This window comes from Eubacterium barkeri, from assembly GCF_900107125.1.
GTDB classification, from domain to species: domain Bacteria; phylum Bacillota; class Clostridia; order Eubacteriales; family Eubacteriaceae; genus Eubacterium_O; species Eubacterium_O barkeri.
The window spans coordinates 49,963-73,584 of the sequence record NZ_FNOU01000003.1 but is presented as its reverse complement, the minus strand read 5'-3'; the positions used below and the strand labels follow the sequence as shown (position 1 = coordinate 73,584).

The following is a 23,622-nucleotide window of genomic DNA, read 5'->3' as shown; positions in this document are numbered from 1 at the left end:
GTGCTTTAATCCACAATCGCCTTCCGCTTCATTACATAATTCCACACCATGACAATGATGGTTGCGATGATTTTAGCGAACATATAGTACATCAAAATAATTTCAACAAAGAACCACATCAAAATCTGATTGATGAAGAGGCCTACAATACTGGAACCCACAAAGAGTACCACGGATTTGGTACTCTTTTGTTTTTCCTGGGCGCCTTCGAATACCCATAAAATGCAAAGAAAGTAGTTGACCACCACGGATACGGTGAAACTAATTCCAGAAGAAAGCAGGTAATTGAGCCCGCCGAACTCTGTAAGAAGGTATAGGAGGCCGTAATCAACCACAAAACTCAGGCCCCCGGTAATCCCAAAACGAAAGATTTCTTTGAAGCGTTCACTTTTTATAAAACGAATTAAATTCTCCATTTACCACACATCTTGAATCTCTTCACTAATCTGCTGTGCCTCCGATGAAGGTGTATAGTTGATCTCATAAATAAAATTATATAACACCTTAATATTATCCACCAGGGTAACGGGGAAAACATAGGAAACATCGCCGAGATAACCGGTTTCCACATAGTCTTCTGTTGGAATTTGTTTTTGCTGGATGGACCGATTACGGAGAAGCATGGCATTACCAGCATATTTTAGAATCTCATTGAAACTCAAAGAGGTTTTGACGTAAGGCATCACGGACTGGATCAGGCTGTACTGGGCAATGGGATTCAGGCTCATGGCTTTATTAATGACTTGTTCGAAGACCGTGCGCTGACGCTGGGTCCGATCAAAATCACCATTACCAACATATCGGATTCTGCAATAGGCCAGGGCCTGGCTGCCGTCAAGGAGTTGGCTTCCGGTACCAGACACATCGGGAGAACTGGTCTTGACCTTGTCATTAACATCCATTAGATACTGATTGAGCCAATAAAGCTCATCCTCCGAGGTGATATCCACGGTGACACCGCCAACGGCATTGACCATTTCAACCATACAGGTAAAATCGACGACTAAATAATCTGTGATGGCCGTATCGAAATTCTGATTGATGGTTTTGAGTGCGGTGGTTGGGCCACCCAGAGCATAAGCTGCATTTAATTTATCAAAGTCATTTTCAGCATCGATAGAAACATAGGTATCCCGCATGAGGGACGTGATTTTGATGCCACCGTGCTCAAAATCAGCGGTGGCAATCATCGTTGAGTCGGAGCGCTCGCCTTCGACATCTTCCCGTCCATCCACTCCGAAGATGGCAACATTGACAATGCGATGATCCTGGGCGATGCTGGCGGCGCTTGAACTAATCCCATATTTGCTTAAATCCTGGGAGGAAAGATCCTTGTTCAGGTTTCCCATAATCTGAAAAGCTGCGTAGGCCGTCGAACCGACTAAAAGAAGAAGAACCACAAGAATGACCCGTTTTTTAAAGGGACTGAGCTTTTTTTTCTTTTTAGGCGGTGGGGTTGGTCGTTGAGGGGGAGAGCTGAAATTTGTGCGCTGCGGTTCCTTGGAGGACTTACGGCTTGCCGTCGTTTTGGAGGATTGTTTGGCTTGTTGTCGTGCCAGCCGTTTTTGTCGGGAACGGGCAGCTGCAGCTTGCTCTGCTGCTGTTTGCTGTGTATGGCGATCCTGGGAAGAGGATATCCGTTGAGTTGTTTGTAAGGTTTTGGTAGCTTTTCCCGATGCCGTTCTCTTCTGAGGTTTGGCGACGTTGCGATAATCACCGGGTGCCTGATTTGGGTTTTGTTTCTGTTTCCTGGAATAATCCAAATGATTACCTCGCTTTTTTAATGATTTTTTAAAATATTGAACATTATACCATAATTCAATGGTTTGACGTGAGTTTTTTCCGAAAGATGTTATACATTTATGCCCATTTCTGCTATAATAAGCAGAGATTACTTGAAATGATACGAGATTTTTGAAATATAGAATAAAGTAGGGAGTGGCTGAAATGAAAGATACGAGCCGTGGATATGGAATGGAAGGTGGAGTCGGACAATCACCGAAAGATGCAATTGAGCAACAAATCTTTGAGAAGGATGCACTGCTGAAGGATTTGATGGGGGAAGAGGCTTCAGCGGATACAACGCCGAAACAGGTGGACCCCAGTGACGGGGATTCCCAGGATTTTATTCAAAAGCTGGAGGATGTGGAACGGCGTGAGGCTGAAGTGCAGGCCATTTTATCGTCCCTTAAGGATATTTTCAATAATCTGAAGGAACGGGAGGCGGTGCTGAGCCGCCGGGAAGCCATTCTTCGTCAGGAGTATGATAAAATTCGTGAAATGGAAGAAATGATTAAGGATACTGATTTATTGGCAGGTTCCTTGGGGGCGGCTTTACCGCAGTTGGCGGATGCATCAGAATCTAATCCAGAATCCCAGACCGATAATGGAAACGAAGAGGAGTAGCAGATGGGCGGAAATAGTGACAGACTTGGTTTATTATTAATTTTTGATTGTGTTGCAGTGATACTGACAACCTTTGGGACCACAATTGCATTATCCCTTATGGGAAGTGGTTTTGATACGAATATGATGATCATTGCGGGTTTTTTTGTTGGAATTAAAATCCTGGTCATGGGAATCGGTGATATTACAGGATTAGCGCGGCGTTTTTGGGCGGCCGCAATCTTCATTCTCCTTGCAAATGGGATCATTATCCTTGTCGATATGCTGATGGCCTTTGGCGTTAGTAGTCGTTTATTATTTATTAATACAGGCGCGGATCTTGTTCTCGTTGTTGTTGCGCATTTACTTTGGCAAAAGTTTTATGGTGTTCCCATTGCTGATTTGAAGGAAAAAAAGGCATGGCTGTCCGGACGGGATCGTGAGGCCGAGGAACGGGAGCTGGATGATATTTACTCAGCACTATCCAGTGATGAGGAGGAGCCTTCACTCTTTGATGAGCTTAATGCGGCAGAGTGGGAAGATACCCAAGCAGTTTTGGAAGAAGAAATGATTGCTGAAGAGGGCGATTCTCTGGAGGATTTACCACCATCTGCCATTACCCAGGAAATACCAGTAGGGGTTGTACAATTGGAAGAAAGCCTTTTTGATGATTTGGCGGTAACCAGTGATACAGGGATCATTGATTTATCGGCAGTGAAAAGTGTGGATTTCACTAATTCCAAGGACTCTGAGGAAATTTCAGAGTCGCCATTATCATTAGAAGAGGCGATGGATACCGCACCTGAGACATTGGTGGAGGAACCAGTTCTAGAGAAAGTGCCAATGGAAGACGGACAGGCCTCGGTATTGTTTGATGAAGAGACCAATGAAGCCGGAGATTCTGTTTTCTTTGAAACGGAGGATGTGGCAGAAGAACCGTTGGTGCTGGAATCAGAAGTAGAAATGGGCACTCCTGTTGAATCGGCGTTGTTTGACGCTGAGGATGTGGTGGAAGATGTGCCAGCATCAGATGCTGCGGATTTGACAGAGTTGGAAAACCGCCTGGGTAGCTTGATGACTGAGGTGGGAACATCCAGTCGTGATACGACGAACCTTAAAAAAGCAGTGGAAAGCTTTAAAGTGGAATTGGAACAAATTGATACCCTATCCTCGGACGATGAAATTGCGGAAACGGGTAATATCGTTCGGGATAAACTCCAAACCATTGTGAATAAGCAGTACCTGGTGGATGAGGTTTTGGATGATTTAATCCGTTTATCCCAGCAAATTAACAGTCGGATTGACGACTTGGACTCGATGGAAGCTGACCTGGCGAAACGGCAGGCGGATATTGAGCAGCGCGAACGCCGAATTGCAACACATCGTCCCATGGACTATGAAGATGCGATTATCACGGTTTTACCGGATGAGGTATTGCTGGATAGCGGGGAATCCGAAATCATTATTGATGAAGGGGATTTAGACGCATTACAGAAATATTTGAGCATGCACCCTGAGATTTAAGCAGATATCGGAGGGACTGGCGGCTTATAAAGGCCGCCAATCCTTTTTTTCTTGCATCAATAACATAATAATGGTATAATTTTAACAATAAATTTATGTTTATAGGAGGATTTTGTAATGAAGAGATTTGCAAAAATCGGTATAGTTGTATTGGTTTTGGCAATGGTGTGTTCCCTTGCAGCCTGTTCATCCGGCAGCACCAACAGTGGTTCTGATGGTGGGGATAAGACCTATGTCATCGCAACAGATACAACCTTTGCCCCGTTTGAATTTGAAAATGAAAAAGGTGAAATGGTTGGGATTGATATGGATTTGTTAAAAGCCATTTCAGAAGATCAGGGATTTAAATATGAACTCAAGGTCTTAGGCTTTAATGCGGCTGTTCAGGCTCTGGAATCCCAGCAGGTCGATGGCGTCATCGCTGGAATGAGTATTACGGATGAAAGAAAACAGAAATTTGATTTCTCGAATCCTTACTTTGAATCTGGTGTGGGGATGGCTGTTGCTGCCGATAATAACGATATCAAATCCTATGAGGACCTTAAGGGTAAGAAAGTAGCCGTTAAAACAGGGACAGAAGGATATCAATTTGCAGATTCCATTAAAGATAAATATGGGTTTACGTTAACCACTTTTGAAGATTCTGCCAATATGTATGAAGATGTAAAATCTGGCAATGCAGCGGCATGCTTCGAAGATTATCCAGTATTAGGTTATGCCATCACAAAGGGACAGCCCCTTAAGATGATCGGCGAGCTCCAGAACGGGAGTCCTTATGGCCTGGCTGTTTCTAAGGGTAAGAATGCTGAACTGATTGAAAAGTTTAATGCTGGCTTGAAAAACATCAAGGAAAATGGAAAATATCAGGAAATTATCGATACCTATATTACCAAATAATTGATTAAGAAAATTACATATTAAAGTCCGGAACGCAGTATTGGGTGGATACCTGGTACTGCGTATCGTTCTGGAAAGGAGACATTGTGAATATATTTGAATTATTGATCCAGACCTGGCCGCGTTTAATGCAGGGGTTATGGGTCACGGTTGAAGCGACATTGATTTCGCTCTGTATCGCAGCAGTGTTGGGATTAATCTTCGGCCTGTTATCAGTATCCCCTAAAAAGATACTCAGAGGTATTTCCAGAGTATATGTCGATATCATAAGGGGGACGCCACTGATTGTTCAGGCTTTTTTTATTTACTTTGGGATGACCAGTGCCCTTAATATCCGTATGGAGGCCATTGTGGCCGGGATTATTACCCTTAGTCTCAATGCCGGGGCGTACACGGCAGAGCTTGTCAGAGGGGGGATTCAGTCTGTTCCTAAAGGCCAGATGGAAGCGGCCCGTAGTTTAGGTCTACCCTATCCGATGGCCATGCGTAAGGTAATCTTACCTCAGGCGGTACGGACGATGATTCCGGCATTGGTCAATCAGTGTATCATCACGCTGAAAGATAGCTCCATTCTTTCCGTCATTGGGATGGCGGAGCTGACCCAGGCTGGGAAGCTCATCATTGCCAATAATTTGGAATCCTTTAAGATGTGGCTGATTGTTGGTGTTATTTACTTTGTGATTATCATGATCCTCTCGAAAATTTCATCCTATATCGAAGGGAGGCTGCAATATGGCAAAAATAGAAATTAATAATTTGAAAAAGAGTTTTGGTGAGTTAGAAGTTTTAAAGGATATTGATTTTTCCGTTGAGGAGGGTGAGGTTGTTTGTGTTATCGGACCATCCGGCTCTGGGAAAAGTACGATGCTCCGTTGTATTAATGCGTTGGAAGAGGCCACCAGCGGAACTATTGTGGTGGATGGCAATGAAATTACCGGAAGTCATGCAGATATCAATTTATACCGTCGAAACATTGGGATGGTTTTCCAACAATTCAACCTCTTTCCCCATATGACGGTGCTTAAGAATATCACCTTTTCACCCATTTCTTTAAAACTAATGAGTCAGGAACAGGCGGAAGAAGTGGGGCGAAAGCTGTTGAAACGCGTTGGGATGTCCGAGAAAGAAGATGCTTATCCAGGAATGCTTTCTGGTGGTCAACAGCAGCGTGTTGCCATTGCCCGGGCGCTAGCCATGAATCCGGATGTGATGCTTTTTGATGAACCCACCAGTGCACTTGATCCTGAAATGGTTGGGGAAGTTTTAAATGTTATGAAAAGCTTAGCTCAGGAGGGGATGACCATGGTGGTTGTCACCCATGAGATGGGCTTCGCTCGGGAAGTGGCAGATCGTGTTGTTTTTATTGATGATGGCTACATCGTAGAAGAAGGAAAGCCCAGTGATGTCTTCGGCAATCCCCAGAATCAGAGAACCATTGATTTCCTGAATATGGTACTTTAAGAAAAAACACAAAATAATCCTAAAACATAAAACCCTCCGCTATCCTTTAAGATTGCGGGGGGTTTCTTCTTCTCAGATCGTTTCATTTAAAAATAGTATACTATACCATTGCTTTCCATAAACCGTGTAGGTTACAATATTCGTAAGCAGCAATAGCTTTGTCGCCAGGTGCCAGAGCAAAGGTTGCTTTAGGTTCATCACCCGGTTTGAGGCATTTGCGCTGGTTGCCTTCTGCAGTTTCCAGACAAATCCACTGAATGTAATGTTCAACCTGCATCGGATGAGCAACGCTTCCAACATCAACAGTGACTAAATTGCCATCAACGGTAATAACAGGGACATGTTTTTCATGGGCACCATCCGTGGTATTGGGGTTTAATAAAGTCATTTTTTCACCACAACAAATGGGGGTAACACCTCCATCATTGACAATCCCTAAGATATTGCCACAGTGTGCGCAACGGTAGAATCTTGGTTCACACATTTAATTGACCTCCTCTATGAGTTAATGATTGCTTTTAGTATAGCATAGAGTTTCTTAAAAAGCATTAAAAAAACGGTTTTATTTAAAATAATTTTAAAGAAGGAAGATCATATGGAAGAAAAATGGCTCACTTGGGCAAAAAAAATTCAGTCCCTGTCCCAATGCGGACTGGCTTATTGTGATAATCAATTTGATATTGAACGATATGAGGCCTTTCGGGCGTTGTCCATCGAAATTTTAGAAACGTACACAGAGGTGGATACTCATCAGATTAAAGACTTGTTTTGCAATGAAACGGGCTACCAGACACCAAAGGTAGATGTCCGTGGGGCTATTTTTAAGAATGATCAGATTCTGTTGGTGAAAGAGACACAGGATGGAAAATGGTCCATGCCCGGAGGCTGGGCAGATATTGGTCTATCCGTTAAAGAAAATGTTGAGAAAGAAGTACGGGAGGAAGCCGGAATGGTGGTTCACGCAACCCGTCTGGTGGCAATGATGGACTGGCTAAGAAGCCAAAAAAATTGTCCTTTTTCAATTTATAAGGTTTTTATGCTTTGTGACATAGAAGGCGGGCATTTTATGGAGAATATTGAGACTGAAGCAGCGGATTTCTTTTCGTTAGAGACCTTACCCCCCTTGTCCCACCGTATTACAAAAGATACTGTGGAAATGTGTTACGCCGCCTACCGGGATGAGACCTGGATATCGAAAATCGATTGAAATAAAAACACACACACCCCGCATCGATAGACATCCTTCAGACGTTACACTATCAGTTAGCTCAATTCAGATAATCCTCCGGCACATAAAAGGTCTTACTTACTGCTGCTTCCTTCCGGATCTGACAGGGTTCATAAGTTTTTATTGCGGAGGGTCCAAACGTCAACACCACTTGATACCGGCAGACTCTAAAAAATGGAACCTCTTTGGGGAATTCAACCCTGCTATAGCGGATTGCAGGTTACAGGGCACCGCTACCTCCCCGTCTAGTGTGATTTACTTATTATACAGAATAAAAAGAGGCATGTCAAATAATTCCACTTGACATAACGCTTACAAATTAGATAATAAAAGAAGACGCAGTAAATTCAGCAGAGAAGGGAAGATCGTACGTCGTATGACAAATAAGTTTTTTCAAAAAGTGTTACATTTCGTTTATTATTTTGAGCTCATCATTGCAGTGATGTTAATTATTGCATTGTTGGCAGCATTGGTCGCCTTAGGATTACAGTTATATACGGGAATCATTCAGACGGATGCAGATATCTTTGGACTTTCCGATTTCTTAGGAAAGGCCTTTAGTGTGATCATTGGGGTTGAATTTTTAAAAATGCTGATCAAGCAAACCCCAGGCTCAGTGATTGAGATTCTTTTATTCTCCATCGCCCGTCAGTTAGTGGTGGAACACGCATCGGCACTGGAATATCTATTATGTATCATTGGGATCGCCATTCTCTTTGGCATTCGCAAATATCTTTATGTGTCAACCTTTGATGAGGAATCTAAATCCAAGGCGCAATCACTGCCGGTTCCCAATAAAATCAAGAAAGAAAGTTAATCTATGATTATGGTTTTATGATATAATGAGTACATCTTGAAAAAAGGAGAAAACCATGATTTCACCAGTTTTAGGAATCGTCTATTTTGCAATACTCATCGTCATCGTTGGAGTCATTGTTTTTATAACGAAAAAGAAGCTTAGCGTTACGGAGTCTAAAAAAGAAAAAGCAGAAGTGCTCATACCTGTCATTGATTTTAGTCAGGATAATCCCAGTGAACAAATGCTCAGCCAGATGATCGAAGCCATCGATGTTGGGAAAAGCAAGGTTTACACGAATCTATATGTCCCTCGGGAGGATGGCAGCACGGCGGTTTTGTCCCTGGTGATGCTTTGTGCTTCAGGTATTTATGTCTTTAACTACATGGATATGGAGGGATGGATTCTCGGTCGGGAGGAAAGCCACTGGTGGACCCATTTTATTGCAACGGATGAGCGTGATTTTGTGGAAAATCCCATTTGGGAAAATGATGGGGCGATTACAGATCTTATGGCCTTTTTCCCAAGTACGGATGGGAGTTTTTATAAATCTTATGTGGTATTCAGTGATCGGTGCGAGCTACGCTCCGTTGAGATTACTGGGAATGCCCGGGTGGTGAACACCAAGGATTTCACCCGTGTACTGGAAAAGGATATGATGGTCTCTGATCCGGTTTTCTCCGCAGAGGAAATGACGCAGTTTGAACAGGTCCTGGATGTCCTTGAAAAATCCGACCAGCTGGAGGTCCGGCTTCAGGCCTTAAAGGAAGAAATGGAAGCAGCCCGGGAGGCAAAGCGTCAGGAGGAAAGTGCCTGTAAAGAGGCACGGGCAGTGACCGGGGATGTTCTGACGGAGCTGTCTTCGGAGGAACGGGAGAAAATCCGGGAGGCCCGTCACATTAAAAAATATCGTCCTGAAGACCGATTTACCCGTTCAGAGCTGGCTCTACGGGACGCTCTGGTGTTGTGGCGTAAGCAGCAGGCAGATGCCCAACGGATTTCAGTCTTTGAAATCTTTGACAATCGGGCCCTGGATGGCATTGTGAATATGAAGCCCCAAACCTTAAAGGAGCTGCGAACGATTCCTGGATTTAACGCAGATCGCTGTCATACTTATGGTAATGCCATCATCACGATGGTTAAACATGCACCGAGTTAATGACTATTTTAAACGGAGGTCGAGCCGATGGGTTCGAATCCTCCGTTTTTCTTAATTTTTGAGAAAAAACAATCCAAGGGCTTGCAACATTGGTGAAACGTGTTATAATACCCTTAAATCCAAGTGGAATACTAGGAATAAAGGAGGAAGACGAATGCGATTGTCGACAAAAGGCCGATATGGCGTGTTGGCTATGTACGAATTAGCCCGGCGTTATGGTGACGGACCCATATCGATTAAAGAGATTTCGGCTATTCAGGACTTCTCCAACGCCTACATGGAGCAATTATTTTCAGCCCTGAAAAAATCAGGACTCATTAAAAGCTTGCGTGGTGCCCGCGGCGGCTATCAGTTGTCCAGACCACCGGCAGAGATCACGGTGGGACAGATTATTGACGCATTAGAGGGGCCCATTGAATTGGCCGAATGTGTTGGGGGCCCCAAGGGTTTTGTATGTAAAAAATCTGCGGATTGTGTCACCCGGGGATTGTGGATGGAAGTCCAGGAGAGCATCCGGGGGATTATTGACCATCGGACCTTGGCGGATTTACTGATCCAGAGTGGGGCGGTTTTACCAGTAGAAGATTAAGATAAATCAATTAAGATAGAGGTATTGAAAGAGGTGTTAGACTTATGAAACGGATATATTTAGACAATGCGGCTACCACACCGGTGGATGAACGGGTACTGCCAGAGATGCTTCCCTATTTCTCTGAATACTATGGTAATCCCTCATCCGTATATCAGGAAGGACACGAAGCCAAGCGGGCAGTGGAAAACGCCAGGCGCCAGGTCGCTGATATTATTGGTGCGGATCCCAAAGAAGTGTATTTCACTGCTGGCGGTTCTGAATCGGATAACTGGGCGATTAAAGGGGTTGCCCGAAAAAACAGAAAAAAAGGGAACCATATTATCACCACGACAATTGAACACCACGCAGTGCTGCACACTTGTCAGACACTGGAACGGGAGGGTTTTGAAGTGACCTATCTGCCAGTGGATGAATATGGGCTCATTTCCCTGGAGGATTTAAAAGCTGCCATCCGGGATGAGACCATCCTGGTGTCCATTATGTTTGCCAACAATGAAATTGGGACGGTGGAGCCCATTAAGGCCATTGCCGAAATCGTCAAGCCCAAAGGGATTATCTTCCATACCGATGCGGTCCAGGCCCTGGGGAACATTCCCCTTGACGTAAAGGACCTGAATGTTGATTTAATGTCCCTGTCCAGCCATAAGATTTACGGCCCCAAAGGAGTTGGCGCCCTGTACATCCGAAAGGGTGTTCCCATTGAAAATTTAATCGACGGCGGAGCCCAGGAACGCAGACGCCGTGCTGGAACGGAAAACACCCCTGCTATTGTAGGATTTGGTAAAGCCGCTGAGTTAGCCCATGAAGAAATGGATGCGAACATTACGCATATGAAGGATTTGAGGGATGCCCTCATTGAAGGGGTCATGACCAAAATTCCCCAGGTGCGTTTAAACGGACATCCAACCCAGCGTCTGCCTGGCAATGCAAATTTCTGCTTTGAATACATTGAAGGGGAGTCCATTCTGTTGAGCTTAGACCTCATTGGGGTAGCTGGATCCAGTGGATCGGCATGTACCTCGGGTTCTCTGGACCCCTCCCATGTGCTTTTAGCCATTGGCCTGCCCGCTGGAATAGCCCATGGCTCCCTCAGGCTGACCATCGGCCGACATACTACCAGGGAGGATATCGATTTTGTGGTGGACAATCTGGTCACCATTATTGAACGCCTCCGTATGATGTCACCCGTTGATGCCAGTACCCCCATTGATGACGCCGTGTACGATCATGGACACCATCATCATTAGAAATAGTTGAAATTTAATAAAAAATGAAATGCTGAAAAATAAAGAAAAATTGGAGGAACAATACAATGATGGAATATACAGATAAGGTTATGGAAGAATTCCAAAACCCAAAGAATGTCGGTGAAATGGCCGATGCCAATGCTGTGGGACAGGTGGGAAGTCCTGCTTGCGGCGATATTATGAAAATGTACCTTAAAATCTCAGAGGATGGGATCATTGAGGATGCAAGCTTTAAAACCTTTGGCTGTGGGGCGGCCATTGCCACCAGCTCCATGGCAACGGAGATGATTAAGGGGCGGTCCATTGAGGATGCCGCTAAGCTGAAAAATTCTGAAGTGGTTGAGGCCTTAGGCGGCCTGCCCCATGAAAAAATCCACTGTTCTGTATTGGCTGCTGAAGCTATTGCTGCTGCCATTGAAGATTATAAATCCAAGCAAGCATAATGCTTATCAAAAAAAGACCGCATTTTGCGGTTTTTTTAATATAATGAAAGAAGAGCTGTGGTATAATAATATCCAAATATATCGTAAAGGAGTGAAGATATGAAAGCAAGTCGATGGATCAACTTGCCAGTACATTGTGGCGAAAATGGACTGGTCCGAGGACTAGTGAAGGATATCCGAATTCGGGACGGGCACATAGATGCTCTGGTGCTCTCCATGGGAGGGATATGGAGTAAGGCCCTCTTTATTCGTCCGGAGGATGTTATCACCTTATCGGCGGATGTATTGGAGCTGTCAGATGAGTCAGCCTTGAAGCGCTTATCTGCCAAGGAAATGAAGGCCGCCATGGCAGGCAGTGATTCCCTGTTCAAGCTAACGGTTGTTGATTACGCCGGGACTCTCATCGGACGGGTGGCAGATGCCCGGGTTGGAGAAGATTGTAAAGTACAGGAATTTGAGATTTCCCGAAGCTTCTTTGACGATATGGATCGGGGATATGCTGTTATTCCCATGGATCAGATGACATCTCAGGATGGGGTGCTCCACTATCAGCATTATTATTATGAAATCCCACAATCCAAGAGGAGTGGTGGTGTGTTCAATAAGGTTTTAGGGGAGGACTGACATGAAGCTATCACCAGAGAAAAAACGGATTTTTATTACGAATTGCGTGATCATGGCCTTTGTCATTGTCATTTTTTTAATGATTTGGCCAACGCTTTCCAGTATGTTTATGCCATTCTTCTTAGCCATTATCTTTGCCTATCTTTTAAACCCATTGGTTCGGATGCTGGAGGGAAAGGGAATAAAACGTGGCCTTTCAGTGACGATTGTCGTTTTAGCACTCCTGGCCATCATTGTTTTAGCCTTCCTAAGCTTTGTGCCTAATTTAATTAGCAACATCGCCTCCCTGGTCGCCAATATTCCACAGATGATTGAAAGTCTCTCACGGTATACCAATGACATCCAGGATTTTATTGCCAAGTACAATGCTTCGGGGATGTCCCAATACTTAAACTTAGAACAAACCCTTAAGACCCTTGGGTCCACCGTGGGGCAGATGCTCCAGGGATTATCCAATTTCCTCATTGCCAATAGTGGCCAGCTGATGAATTTAGTCATTATTCCCCTGGTGATGATTATGCTGCTCATGGACAAGGAAGTCTTTACCAATGCGCTCATGTATTTAGTGCCCATTGATTTTCGGGATGAAATTCGCAAGATGTTTTGTGATATTGACATGGTCATTGGCGGGTTTATCCGGGGACAGGGCCTGATGTCGATTTTAGCGGGGATTTTAACGGGTGTAGGGGCCTCTGTCATTGGACTTCCTTATGCCAGCATCATTGGTGTTATCGCCGGAGTAACGACGATGATTCCTTATTTTGGACCGGCAGTGGGGATGGTGGTCATTTGTGTGATGGCCTTGTTCACCAGCCCGATTCTAATGGTGTATATCCTGATATGGATGGGCATTGTTCAAGTCATTTGTGGCAATGTGGTGGCGCCCGCCCTGATGTCTGGAGATGTGGGCCTCCATCCGGTTCTTATCATCTTTTCAATCTTCTTTTTCGGCGCCATGTTCGGTGGCCTTGGGATGATTTTAGCCGTGCCGCTCATGGGGACTGTTCGTGTCGTTATGAAATACCTGGTGGCAGGATTTGCCCAGGCAAAGGCAGATCTTCCGTCTGCGCCTAAAAATGAGGATTGACAAATCCATTAGCTTTGTTATAATGATTATTAGTAATAAATACAGGCAATGAGAATGATTACTTTGTGACAGACCATCCCAGAGAAGAAGCGGTGCTGGAAGCTTCTATGGAAGTCATGGGGACGCCCCATTCGAGCTTTATCCCTGAAGGCTGCAGCCCTAGGGGATGACGGTGATGCGCCGTTATGCAAAAGAGAGCACCGACTGGTGCTAATCTGGGTGGTACCGCGGATATCAATAAAGAGCTTCGTCCCTATGGGGATGGGGCTCTTCGCTTTTTGCCCTGGAAAAAATAAAAGGAGATTAAATTGAAACCATTAGGATTAAATGAAGTTCGTGAACAGTTTTTGGCTTTTTTTGAAAGCAAGGGCCATCTTCGGCTAAAAAGCTTTCCTCTGGTGCCCATCAATGATAAGAGCCTGCTGCTGATTAACTCCGGCATGGCACCCATGAAGGCCTATTTTACCGGGGATGAAATCCCCCCACGTAAACGGGTGACCACCTGTCAGAAGTGTATCCGGACACCGGATATTGATAATGTGGGCAAAACTGCCCGTCATGGTACCTTCTTTGAAATGTTGGGAAATTTTTCCTTTGGGGATTATTTTAAAAAGGAAGTCATTCCATGGGCCTGGGAATTTTGTACGGATGTTATGGACATGGACCCGGAAAAATTATACGTCACCGTTTACCTGGATGATGATGAAGCCCATGATTTATGGCACGATGTGGTGGGGGTCCCGGAAAGCCATATTTACCGTTTAGGGAAAGAGGATAATTTCTGGGAGCATGGCACTGGCCCCTGTGGTCCCTGTTCTGAAATCTTCTACGATCGCGGTGAAAAATACGGCTGCGATAGTCCAAACTGTGGTCCCGGCTGCGACTGTGACCGCTATGTGGAATTTTGGAATCTGGTCTTCACCCAATTTGATCGGGATGAAAACGACAACTACACCCCCCTGGCCAACCCCAATATCGACACCGGTATGGGGCTGGAACGTTTAGCCACTATTATGCAGGGTGTGGACAATATCTTTGAAGTAGACACCATCGGCCACGTCCTCAACTATATTTGCCAGAAGGCTGGTGTAAAATACGGGGCAAAATACGATGACGATGTGTCCATTCGAGTGATTACAGACCATGTCCGCAGCGTCACCTTTATGATTGCCGATGGGGTCATGCCCAGCAACGAAGGACGGGGATATGTGCTCCGTCGTCTCCTCCGCCGGGCTGCCCGTCACGGCAAGCTTCTGGGGATAGAAGGGCTGTTTTTATACGATGTTGCCAAGGAGGTAGCCCGGGTATCCGGGGGTGCCTATCCAGAGCTCAATGAAAAGCTGGATTATATCCAGAAAATCATTAAGATCGAAGAAGAGCGCTTTAAAGAAACCATTGATCAGGGGCTCAATCTGCTGGAAATGGAGCTGGACGAAATTATCGCCCAGGAAGAAGCCGTATTTCCAGGTCGAGGCGCCTTTAAGCTGTACGATACCTATGGCTTCCCCTTTGACTTGACCAAGGAAATCGTTGAGGAACGGGGACTGACTGTATCCATCGAGGAATTCCAGGAAGCCATGGAAGAACAACGGGCCCGTGCCCGGAAAGCTCGGGAAGAAAGCGACACCGCCGTATGGTCTGATGATCCCTTTAATCCCTTGGGAGCTGACGCTCTGGTGAACTTTGTGGGATACGATCAATTAGAAACCCAGGGACGGATTTTAGGACTCATCCGGGATGAGGATCTCCGGGACAATGTCACCGCCGGAGATGAGGTCCTGGTTCTCTTAGACCAGACTTCTTTCTACGCCGAAAGTGGTGGACAGGTTGGGGATAAGGGCCTGATCCTTGGTGAGGATGGTGCTGTTATTGAGGTAACAGATTGTAAAAAGGGCAGCTTAAACCGCCATATCCATTACGGCAAAGTCCTTTCAGGAACCTTTACCGTGGGGCAGGTGGTCACGACGAAGGTGGATAAGGACCTTCGGGCGGCAACCCAGAGAAATCACACCTCCACCCATCTTGTGCAGAAAGCCTTGAAAATGGTTCTTGGGGATCATGTGGAGCAGGCCGGGTCCTTTGTTTCCCCCACCCGGATGCGTTTTGACTTCAACCACTTCCAGCCCATGACAGCGGAAGAAAAACGTCAGGTTGAAGAAATCGTTAATAAAGAGATTTTGGAAGCCCAGGATGTCAGTATCTTTGAAACCAACATCGATGATGCCCGTTCCATGGGAGCCATGGCCCTCTTTGGGGAAAAATACGGGGAAACCGTCCGTGTCGTTAAGGTAGGGGATTTCTCCATCGAGCTTTGCGGTGGCTGCCACATTACAAACTCTGCCCAGGTGGGGATGTTTAAAATCTTAAGTGAAACCGGTGTAGCTGCCGGAATCAGACGGATTGAAGCCGCCACAGGGATGAATGCCTTGCATGTGGTGGAACAGATGGATGATACCCTGACGGAAGTGGCGGATGCCCTGAAAACTGCTCCAGACAGCCTTTTAGAACGGGTTCAGGAAATCCATGAACAAAACCGTCATAAGGAAAAGGTCATCGCTGAGCTCAAACAGAAATTTGCCGGGAACCTCATTGCGGATATCCATCAGCAGGTCGCCATTATATGCGGGGTTCAGACTACCATTGCTGAGGTAGATGGGATGGATATGGATGAGCTGCGCAACATTTCGGATATGCTCAAGGACCGTATGGGTTCAGGTATCGTCTTACTGGGGACAAAAACAGACGATAAGGTTAATTTTATCGCAACAGCGACCAAGGATATCGTGAAACGCGGTTTCCACGCAGGTAAGCTGATTAAATCGGTGGCCTCCATTGCTGGTGGCGGTGGCGGTGGCCGGCCGGATATGGCCCAGGCTGGTGGGAAAAAGCCGGAAATGTTATCCGAAGCTTTAGAAAAGGCTAAAGAACTTATTGGTGAGCAGCTCAATTAGGCGGTTACCGGAAAAAAGACTTGTGTTTTCAGAGTGCATGGGTTAAAATGATGTTAGACTAAATGGGAGGTAGACGGCATTATGAATGATAATACATTATTCGACCGGGGAACGATTATGTTTGATGTGGATAGTGAAAAGGCTCAGACCATCGATGAAGTCATGCGTAAAGTGACAAAGGCCTTGGAAGCCAAAGGCTATAATCCCATTAATCAGATTGTCGGTTATGTTATGTCCGGAGACCCAACTTACATCACGAGCCATGATGATGCACGGCTGATTATTCAAAAAATTGAGCGTGATGAGTTGCTTGAAGAACTCGTAAAACGTTATTTAAAGAGTCTTTAATCAAAGGCCGTTATAATAATGACAAGTAGTCCCAGGTGAATGTTGGGTTTACCTGGGGCTTTTTTGTTAGAGGAAGGAGTATCCTGAGATACTCAGAACAATGCAGTTGGCGTTTGAAAGATCTGTCACCGAATAAGCCAGCTTTTTCAACTGCCAATTGGAGTTTAAAGGAAGACTATGGAATATCGGAAGCTGGGTGATACAGAGATCACCGTATCCCGCTTATGTTTTGGGAGCCTGACCGTGGCACCAATGCAAAAAAACAAAAGTTTAGCAGAAAGTCGGGAAATTATGGCCGCTGCCTTAGATCACGGCGTGAATTTTTTTGACACAGCAGACCTTTATGATAACTATGCTCATTTGAAGCAGGTGCTTACCATGAAGCCGGATGCCGTAATCTGCACCAAATCCTACGACTATTCGGAAGCGGGAGTCAAAAAAAGCCTCACCCGTGCGTTGAAGGCCCTTGACCGGGATTATATTGACATTTATATGCTTCACGAACAGGAAAGCCGAAAAACCTTTGAAGGCCATTATGAAGCCATCCGTTATCTGTTAAAGATGAAAGAACGCGGGGTGATTCGGGCCTTTGGTATTTCCACCCATCGGGTGGAAGGCGTTGTTGATGCCTGTGACTTTCCAGAAATTGAAGTGGTATTCCCCATCATTAATGTAACGGGCATTGGGATTGAGGATGGCAGCCGCCAGGATATGGAGGCAGCCATTATCAAGGCAAAAACAGCGGGAAAAGGCATCATGGGGATGAAGCCCCTGGGTGGTGGCAATCTTTTGGCTGATAAGTCTGCCTGTTTCGATTATGTTTTGGGTCTCGAAGCCTTGGATACCATTGCCTTCGGGATGCAGTCAGTGGATGAGGTTGATTATAATGTCGCTAAAATTGAGGGACGCGCCATTCCAGCTGATTTAGAAAAACGTGTAGCGGCGGCACCGAAACGCTTGCACATCAGTGATTGGTGTGAGGGGTGTGGTGCCTGTGTTGGGCGTTGTGGACAGAATGCTTTAACGCTGGTTAATGGGCAAGCAACGGTGGATTATAAAAAATGTCTGACCTGTTGCTATTGTGCCTCGGTCTGTCCTTTATTCTGTATAAAAGTGATTTGATCGGCAGTTCAAAGATGAAATAATAGAGAAGAAAGCAGGTATGAATGAGTAAAATGATGGGACTGGATGTCGGGGATAAATACATCGGCATTGCAGTCAGTGATACCTTGGGAATTACAGCCCAGGGCTATAGGACCTATAAGCGGGAGACCCGGGAAGATGATTTGAAATTCTTTACGGATGTTGTGACCCAGTTTAATATTGTCGGTATTGTGGCGGGGCTTCCCAAGGATATGGAAGGCAACGAAACCGCCCAAGCCCGGAAAACCCGGAATTATTGCCAATTTTTGGCAAAACGCCTGAAGCTGGATGTTGTCTATATTGACGAACGGTTAACATCCCGGGCGTCCGAGCGGGTTTTAATTGAGGGGGGAGTACGTCGGGAAAATCGGAAGAAGCATATCGATACCCTGTCCGCCCAGCTGATCTTACAGATTTATTTAGACCAACAATCAAAAGAAAATAAATAACAATATAATTTCAAGGAGAAACTAAAATGACTGAAGAAAACAAAATTATTTTAATGGATGAAGATGGCGTTGAACGGGAATTTGAGCTGGTCATCAGCTTTGATATAAAGGATAAAACCTATGCCCTGCTAGCAGAAAGTGAAGACAGCGACGATGTCTTCCCATTCATCATTGAAGAAGATGAAAACGGTGAAATGACACTCCTTCCAGTGGAAGATGATGCTGAATTTGAATTGATTTCCGAAACCTACGACCAGATTATGGAAGAAGAATTCGGTGACGACGAAGACGAGGAATAAGCAATACAGGAGATTGGCGCTATCGCCATACCCCATTGTAATCGGGACCTTTATCGAAAGACCCAACCGTTTCATCGCCCAGGTGGTTTTGGAGAATGGTGAAAAAACCATTGCCCATGTGCCCAATACCGGACGGCTACGTGAATTATTGGTAACGGGTGTTGCGATCAAGATGGCCTATAACCCTTCCCCCACAAGAAAGACCGATTATACCCTTTTGGCCGTGTTGTACGATGGCATTTGGGTGTGTATTCATTCGGTTTTTGCCAATGCCATTGCAGCGGAGTATGTGGGTGGGTTACCAGGAGTTGAAGCTCTGAAGCGGGAAGTCACTTATGGCAACAGCCGCTTTGACCTGGGCTTTAACTATTATGGTCAGCCGGCATTATTTGAAGTAAAAAGCGCCAACCTGGTGAAAGACGGCATCGCAATGTTTCCCGACGCGCCGACTACTCGGGGAAGCAAGCATTTGTGCGAGTTAATGGCTGCAAAAAAAGAAGGGTTTTACACGGGTGTCCTATTCGTCGTACAACGAGGGGATGCTAGGTTTTTTACGCCCAATATCGAGACTGATTCGACATTCGCGCAGCACCTCGCTCGCTGTCGGGATGCCGGAATGGATATACGGGCCTTAAGCTGTCATATCGACGGCGATACACTACTCATTGATACGGAAATACCGGTGTGCCTGGGAGGCTGCCGGACGAAATAGAATACAGGAGGATACTTTGAGCGAAAAACAACAACAAAATACAGAACTGGTAGCGCAAAAGAGCAAACCGGTCCAGCGCCGTAATAATAACAATAATGGGAATGGCCGCCAACGCAGACGCAGTGGTGGTCAGGGACGGAAAAAAGAGACCATGAAAGTCATTCCCATCGGAGGACTGGGTGAAATTGGAAAGAATATGACCGTATTCGAATACCGGGGTGAAATCATCATCGTGGACTGCGGTTTGAAATTCCCCGAGGACGAAATGTACGGCATCGATATGGTGCTTCCGGATTTCGATTATCTCATTCAGAACCAGGACAAGATTAAGGGGTTGGTCATCACCCATGGCCATGAAGACCATATTGGTGGGATTGCCTATCTCCTTAAAAAAATTAACGTGCCCATTTATGCCACCAAATTTACCATGGGACTCATCGATAAAAAGCTGACTGAGCATCGGTTGATTTCCAAAGCCAAACGTCATATTGTCAAGGCTGGAGAAACCGAACAGATTGGCGCCTTTAGTGTGGAATTTATCCGGGTCAATCATAGTATTGCCGACTCGGTGGCCCTGTGCATTAAAACCCCGGCGGCAACAGCCTTCCATACTGGAGACTTTAAAATTGACTTCCAGCCCATCGATGGTGAAATCATCGATCTCCAGCGTATTGCGGCATTGGGCAGCGAGGGAATCGATCTCCTGATGGCTGACAGCACCAACGTGGAGGAAGCGGGCTTTACCGCTTCTGAAAGCTCCGTCGGTGAGACCTTCTACAACCTCTTCAGAGGCTGTAAAAATCGGATTATCGTGACTACCTTTGCCTCCAACGTCCATCGGGTTCAGCAGATCATCGATGCGGCTGTGGCCTATAACCGTAAGGTTATTATTAATGGACGCAGCATGGAAAACATGGTAGATGTCGCTTCGGATTTGGGCTATCTGAAAATCCCCAATAATGCGGTCATCGACATTAAGGATATGAAGAAGTACAAGAACAAGGAGCTGGTCGTCATCACCACCGGTAGTCAGGGGGAACCCATGGCTGCCCTGGGACGCATGGCTTTAGGGGAACATCGCTTCTTAAATGTCACCAAGGACGACACCGTCATTATTTCAGCATCCCCTGTTCCAGGGAACGAAAAGATGGTGGCCGAGGTCATTAATCGTTTAGTGGACCTGGGCTCCGAGGTGGTCTATAAGAAATTTGCGGATATCCATGTCTCTGGTCATGCCCGTCGGGAAGAGCTTAAGATTATCCAGACCCTGGTTAAGCCAAAGAACTTTATGCCCGTCCATGGGGAAGCCCGGATGCTCATGCACCACGCCACCCTGGCAGAGGATTTAGGACTGGATAAACGCCATATCTTCATTCAGGAAAATGGCGATGTTATGGAAGTCGGCAAGGGGACCTGTCGCGCTGCTGGTAAGGTACAGGCTGAAGCCGTTCTGGTGGATGGCCTGGGTGTCGGCGATATTGGCAATATTGTCCTGAATGATCGTAAGCGTCTGTCTGAGGACGGTCTCTTTATCGTCGTGGTCAATATGCACAAGGGAAAATGTGTGTCCGGTCCGGATATCATTTCCCGGGGCTTCGTCTATGTCCGGGAATCCGAGGATCTGATCAACGCCGCCCGGGGCGAGGTTAAAAAAGCCATTCTCGACTGTGAAGCCAAGGGCATCACCGAATGGAACGCCATTAAAGGAGAAATCCGGGATTCCCTCTTCCGCTTCCTCTACCGCAAAACCCAGCGTAAGCCCATGATTTTGCCAATTTTGATGGAAGTGTAAGACTAAAAGAAAAAACGAATAGAATTGATGAATGATGCAGCACCACCTGGAGAGGATCCGGGTGGTGCTGTTTTCATAAATTCAAAAATAAGAATTAATTTGATGACTTCCCCTTGCATTATTCCATAATATTGATATGATAATCATACCAATAAAAACTAAGGAGGTCTCCCCATGCCATCAGAAAAAAGAAAGAAGCCCGTAACCTTTGCCCGTACCTGCTGTGGCGTTTCCCTGGACGCCCGAGAGCGACAGAAAGGGGTAAACGGTGTGTTGGTTCTGGGGCGGCCCAGTGCGCCCTACGACCGGTTATGCCAGGTGGTGCAGCAGGCCCTGGTCCAGCTTGATGCTGAACCGGCGAAATGCCAGGATGATCCCAAACTTTTGGAGGTTTATGGCATCATCACGCCACCGGCAGTGCTCTGCAATGGTCGGTTGATTTTATGCGGCGAGGATGGAACGAGCTGTGATTTAGAGGAGCTTCTAAAAACGGCCTTGGGCATATAATAATAAAAAACAATGCGACTTACCAAAAGCACCCTAAAAGAAATTTTAGCGGTGTTTTTTTGCATAAATGATTATATAATGGGGAACACAATGAGGAACACCTTGATATAATTCTGAAACTGAAATATGATTAAGAAAACATAAAGAGAGAATAGAAAATGACGATATTCAGCGAAGCCCTAAAAAGGAAAATCGAAGGAACCGGGATGACGGTGTATAATCTGGCCAAAAAAGCTGGACTCAACCGTCCAATGATTCATAAAAGCCAGCAGGGCGATAAAATTCCCAGCGATGACTTTATCAAAAAACTATCCAAAGCGATGATGCTGACCCATGGTGAAACAGAAGAACTTCTGCAACTAGCAGCGCGTTCCCGTATGGGAGAAGCGTTATATCTAAGGCGTCAGGCCGTCATGGAGGTCATCGCCTGTCTTTGCCACGAATTTGATGCCCTGGATATCGTCCAGCTACGCAAAGAAAAGAAGCGTGACATTAATCTGGGGCAAAACCGGATTATTAAGGATAGTAACCAAATCAAATCCTATCTCATTCGGATGATTTGCGATGCCCCGAAGGAGCAGCAGCTTTTTGTCAAGCTTCCGGAATGGGCAAAAGAATACTACGGCATCATCTATCATCTCTGGTCCGCAGAGGAGAGTGAAGGCATCCATCTCACCCAGATGATTGGTCTGGAAAAAGAGTACAATGACGTGGCTTCGGCAGCCCGTAATTTAAAGCTCTTATCCTATGCCATCAACTTCTCCCTGGTTGAAAACAGGGAATTTGATGCGTTTTTTCATTATTTGGAATACCCGGAAAAACCGGAACTCCCTTCCTTTCCCTATTATGTCAAAAATGATACAGGCGTATTGGCCATTGCGGCAGATTTAAACACTGCACTGTACTACCCCCAGGGTGAAATGTACGATCTGTACAATAGTATCATCACCGTGATGATGGATGAATCAGAACCCCTCATTGAGTTTGTCGATAACATTGACAATATTTGTGATTATGGTGACAATGTCAGCTTAATTGAAGGGATTCCATGTATTTCTGCGGTGGTGACGGATGAAATGGTCGAATCCGTCGTCAATGACATTGACGGACGGGCATACATTGTGAATACGGTCCTGAAACTTTATCATCAGCGCCAGAGCGAGGACAGCCATCCCGATTCATTCTTCCATCTGGACCGGCTGGAACAATTTATGATGGATGGTATGATTCCAAGCATCTCACCCTATTATATGCATGCCTTTACCCCGGAACAGCGTTATATCATTTTAAAGAAGTACAGAGATTTTATAGAGGGGGATGAAAAAATTCGCTACCATGCCCTTAACCCCAAAAAACTCCGCCTTGCGGTGGATGCCGAGGTTGTCTATTCCAAGGACCAAGGCGTAGAAATACGGCAGACCAAGAAAGCGGCCCCATTTTTAAAATTTATATGGATTCGGGAACCCAGCTGTGTGGAAGCCTTCCGGGATTTTTACCGATATTTGCCAACGAGCGATTTGGTCCTGTCAAAGGAAGAAACCTTAGCGGCCATGGATGCTTTGTTGGAGAAATATAAATGAAAATATTATGAATAATAGGAGAGCGTGTAACATGAAAAGAAAAGTGTTGTTTGTTGGGGTTGTTTTGGTTGCTGTGTTGGCACTCTGTGCGTGTGGAAAAAATGATTCAGAAAACATTATTGGGAAATGGATGAGCACAGAGGATAAACGAGATTATGTTGAATTCATTAATGAAACAGAATGCAACCTGCTGCGGTTTAATGGATTTTATCAAGATTTTGGAGGGACAATAATTTCAAGATATGAATTACTAGAAAACAATAAAATATCATTTAAAGATAATTTTGGACAAATTTTAACATATAAATATAAATTAGAAGGGGATACATTAACTTTAATTCGCACGGTGGACAGTGGTTATAGTGAAACATTTGTATTTACAAAAACGGAGGAATAAT

The 23,622-nt window shown here is 45.4% G+C and carries 26 protein-coding genes, 1 other RNA gene and 1 other annotated feature; of the genes, 23 read left to right on the top strand and 4 right to left on the bottom strand.

The genetic code is table 11. The features are described 5' to 3' along the window. Positions 1-5: 5 nt before the first annotated feature. Entirely contained in the window at positions 6-416 is a 411-nt protein-coding gene (locus tag BLU30_RS02940; RefSeq protein ID WP_090243302.1) for a GtrA family protein, read from the bottom strand. Continuing rightward, positions 417-1,763, bottom strand: coding sequence for an LCP family protein (locus BLU30_RS02935; protein ID WP_242873486.1), 1,347 nt, complete (start codon positions 1,761-1,763; stop codon positions 417-419). A 184-nt stretch (positions 1,764-1,947) separates the two neighbouring features. Here BLU30_RS02935 and BLU30_RS02930 point away from each other — a divergent pair, with 184 nt between their 5' ends. The 5 genes from BLU30_RS02930 (at position 1,948) to BLU30_RS02910 (ending at position 6,267) form a co-directional block, all read left to right on the top strand. Beyond that, positions 1,948-2,406, top strand: coding sequence for a hypothetical protein (locus tag BLU30_RS02930; protein WP_090243300.1), 459 nt, complete (start codon positions 1,948-1,950; stop codon positions 2,404-2,406). 3 nt (positions 2,407-2,409) lie between these two features. Next, positions 2,410-3,909: a hypothetical protein gene (locus BLU30_RS02925; RefSeq protein ID WP_090243298.1), complete on the top strand. Its 1,500-nt coding sequence runs from the start codon at positions 2,410-2,412 to the stop codon at positions 3,907-3,909. 117 nt (positions 3,910-4,026) lie between these two features. Continuing rightward, positions 4,027-4,806, top strand: a complete 780-nt coding sequence (locus tag BLU30_RS02920) for a transporter substrate-binding domain-containing protein (protein WP_090243296.1) — start codon at positions 4,027-4,029, stop codon at positions 4,804-4,806. Between the two features lie 86 nt (positions 4,807-4,892). Continuing rightward, complete coding sequence (locus BLU30_RS02915) at positions 4,893-5,558, top strand: amino acid ABC transporter permease (protein WP_207647815.1); 666 nt, start codon at positions 4,893-4,895, stop codon at positions 5,556-5,558. Then, positions 5,539-6,267, top strand: a complete 729-nt coding sequence (locus tag BLU30_RS02910; RefSeq protein WP_090243294.1) for an amino acid ABC transporter ATP-binding protein — start codon at positions 5,539-5,541, stop codon at positions 6,265-6,267. The genes BLU30_RS02915 and BLU30_RS02910 overlap by 20 nt, the downstream gene beginning before the upstream one ends. A 100-nt stretch (positions 6,268-6,367) precedes the next feature. Here BLU30_RS02910 and BLU30_RS02905 read toward each other — a convergent pair whose 3' ends face one another. Next, positions 6,368-6,751 (bottom strand): desulfoferrodoxin family protein, encoded by a 384-nt coding sequence (locus BLU30_RS02905; protein ID WP_090243292.1) that lies wholly within the window; start codon positions 6,749-6,751, stop codon positions 6,368-6,370. 111 nt (positions 6,752-6,862) lie between these two features. Between BLU30_RS02905 and BLU30_RS02900 the strand changes: the two genes are divergently transcribed. Continuing rightward, positions 6,863-7,474, top strand: coding sequence for an NUDIX hydrolase (locus BLU30_RS02900; protein ID WP_090243290.1), 612 nt, complete (start codon positions 6,863-6,865; stop codon positions 7,472-7,474). Between the two features lie 9 nt (positions 7,475-7,483). Here the strand turns inward: BLU30_RS02900 and ffs are convergent. After that, an RNA gene (gene ffs / locus BLU30_RS02895) (signal recognition particle sRNA large type) lies at positions 7,484-7,749 on the bottom strand. 122 nt (positions 7,750-7,871) lie between these two features. Here ffs and BLU30_RS02890 point away from each other — a divergent pair. The 17 genes from BLU30_RS02890 to BLU30_RS02810 all read left to right on the top strand — a co-directional run bounded on the left by BLU30_RS02890 (position 7,872) and on the right by BLU30_RS02810 (position 23,621). Beyond that, complete coding sequence (locus BLU30_RS02890) at positions 7,872-8,312, top strand: hypothetical protein (RefSeq protein ID WP_090243289.1); 441 nt, start codon at positions 7,872-7,874, stop codon at positions 8,310-8,312. Between the two features lie 55 nt (positions 8,313-8,367). After that, positions 8,368-9,450, top strand: coding sequence for an HRDC domain-containing protein (locus tag BLU30_RS02885; RefSeq protein ID WP_090243287.1), 1,083 nt, complete (start codon positions 8,368-8,370; stop codon positions 9,448-9,450). 154 nt (positions 9,451-9,604) lie between these two features. Continuing rightward, entirely contained in the window at positions 9,605-10,039 is a 435-nt protein-coding gene (locus BLU30_RS02880; RefSeq protein WP_090243285.1) for an RrF2 family transcriptional regulator, read from the top strand. A gap of 44 nt (positions 10,040-10,083) precedes the next feature. After that, on the top strand, positions 10,084-11,289 hold the full coding sequence (nifS, locus tag BLU30_RS02875) for a cysteine desulfurase NifS (RefSeq protein WP_090243282.1): 1,206 nt from the start codon (positions 10,084-10,086) through the stop codon (positions 11,287-11,289). Positions 11,290-11,357: 68 nt separating this feature from the next. Beyond that, entirely contained in the window at positions 11,358-11,732 is a 375-nt protein-coding gene (locus BLU30_RS02870) for an iron-sulfur cluster assembly scaffold protein (protein WP_090243490.1), read from the top strand. Positions 11,733-11,831: 99 nt separating this feature from the next. Next, positions 11,832-12,356, top strand: coding sequence for a PRC-barrel domain-containing protein (locus BLU30_RS02865; protein ID WP_090243281.1), 525 nt, complete (start codon positions 11,832-11,834; stop codon positions 12,354-12,356). 1 nt (position 12,357) lies between these two features. Then, a complete protein-coding gene (locus BLU30_RS02860) occupies positions 12,358-13,443 on the top strand; it encodes an AI-2E family transporter (RefSeq protein WP_090243279.1) in 1,086 nt (361 codons plus the stop codon). A gap of 39 nt (positions 13,444-13,482) precedes the next feature. Next, positions 13,483-13,701 (top strand) — a binding site (T-box leader). 50 nt (positions 13,702-13,751) lie between these two features. Then, positions 13,752-16,394, top strand: a complete 2,643-nt coding sequence (alaS, locus tag BLU30_RS02855) for an alanine--tRNA ligase (protein WP_090243277.1) — start codon at positions 13,752-13,754, stop codon at positions 16,392-16,394. A gap of 81 nt (positions 16,395-16,475) precedes the next feature. After that, the gene (locus BLU30_RS02850; RefSeq protein ID WP_090243275.1) at positions 16,476-16,742 is read left to right on the top strand and encodes an IreB family regulatory phosphoprotein; all 267 of its coding nucleotides are present in this window, start codon (positions 16,476-16,478) and stop codon (positions 16,740-16,742) included. A 177-nt stretch (positions 16,743-16,919) separates the two neighbouring features. After that, positions 16,920-17,864: an aldo/keto reductase gene (locus tag BLU30_RS02845; protein WP_090243273.1), complete on the top strand. Its 945-nt coding sequence runs from the start codon at positions 16,920-16,922 to the stop codon at positions 17,862-17,864. A gap of 44 nt (positions 17,865-17,908) precedes the next feature. Beyond that, a complete protein-coding gene (gene ruvX / locus BLU30_RS02840) occupies positions 17,909-18,334 on the top strand; it encodes a Holliday junction resolvase RuvX (protein WP_090243271.1) in 426 nt (141 codons plus the stop codon). A 26-nt stretch (positions 18,335-18,360) separates the two neighbouring features. Further along, the gene (locus tag BLU30_RS02835; RefSeq protein WP_090243269.1) at positions 18,361-18,633 is read left to right on the top strand and encodes a DUF1292 domain-containing protein; all 273 of its coding nucleotides are present in this window, start codon (positions 18,361-18,363) and stop codon (positions 18,631-18,633) included. Then, a complete protein-coding gene (gene sfsA, locus BLU30_RS02830) occupies positions 18,611-19,345 on the top strand; it encodes a DNA/RNA nuclease SfsA (protein ID WP_090243267.1) in 735 nt (244 codons plus the stop codon). The genes BLU30_RS02835 and sfsA overlap by 23 nt, the downstream gene beginning before the upstream one ends. A 151-nt stretch (positions 19,346-19,496) precedes the next feature. Continuing rightward, entirely contained in the window at positions 19,497-21,137 is a 1,641-nt protein-coding gene (locus tag BLU30_RS02825) for a ribonuclease J (protein WP_090243489.1), read from the top strand. Between the two features lie 174 nt (positions 21,138-21,311). Beyond that, complete coding sequence (locus BLU30_RS02820) at positions 21,312-21,644, top strand: hypothetical protein (RefSeq protein ID WP_090243265.1); 333 nt, start codon at positions 21,312-21,314, stop codon at positions 21,642-21,644. A gap of 158 nt (positions 21,645-21,802) precedes the next feature. Next, positions 21,803-23,224 carry a helix-turn-helix domain-containing protein gene (locus BLU30_RS02815; protein WP_090243263.1) on the top strand — a complete coding sequence of 474 codons (1,422 nt, stop codon included), beginning with the start codon at positions 21,803-21,805 and terminating at the stop codon, positions 23,222-23,224. A gap of 31 nt (positions 23,225-23,255) precedes the next feature. Then, positions 23,256-23,621, top strand: coding sequence for a hypothetical protein (locus tag BLU30_RS02810; protein ID WP_090243261.1), 366 nt, complete (start codon positions 23,256-23,258; stop codon positions 23,619-23,621). Position 23,622 lies beyond the last annotated feature (1 nt).